Source organism: Candidatus Aquicultor secundus (genome assembly GCF_002791875.1).
GTDB lineage: Bacteria > Actinomycetota > Aquicultoria > Aquicultorales > Aquicultoraceae > Aquicultor_A > Aquicultor_A secundus.
In genome coordinates, this window is record NZ_PFNG01000268.1 from 1 (window position 1) to 511 (window position 511).

1 protein-coding gene is annotated in these 511 nt (G+C 55.2%); it reads left to right on the forward strand.

Annotated elements, in window-relative coordinates; genetic code table 11:
- Positions 1–48 precede the first annotated feature (48 nt).
- Positions 49–511: hypothetical protein (locus COY37_RS11285; protein ID WP_286977638.1), on the forward strand; the 463-nt coding region annotated here is incomplete at its 3' end.

Sequence of the window (511 nt, forward strand, 5' to 3'; positions counted from 1 at the left end):
AGGTGCCGTGAGTGCCACGCAGTCCACCGTGCAGCCGGTAAGTTTAAGTTGTTAAGATCTGATACAAGGTTTGAGGCGTGCGATTGGTGCCACGGCACAGGAGCCGGCTCAGGCTTTAACATTCAGATGGATAACGACGACAACTATACCACTGAGTACAACGTTGGACATACCATGGGCTTTGGTATTAGCTCAGGCAAGTGGAAAGCGCCAGATGATACCTATCCGGCATTTACACCTAACTACTGGATGGGAGGATTCTCCTGCTTCGACTGCCACAGCCCGCACGCCAACCCGGCGAGGATCATGGGTTACGACCAGAACGGTAAACCGATCCAGTCGATCGTCAAACTAGAGACCGGTGAGGTCTACAACATGGGTAACCCGGGCCACGACCTGGGTGATGCCGGCGGCAGTGGCTTTGCAGATGCGGAGTCCGGTGACGGTACCTACTGGGTACCGGCTCTTGGCGGTCCGCTTCCGAAGTCAAAACCATACTACCTCGCAGGTA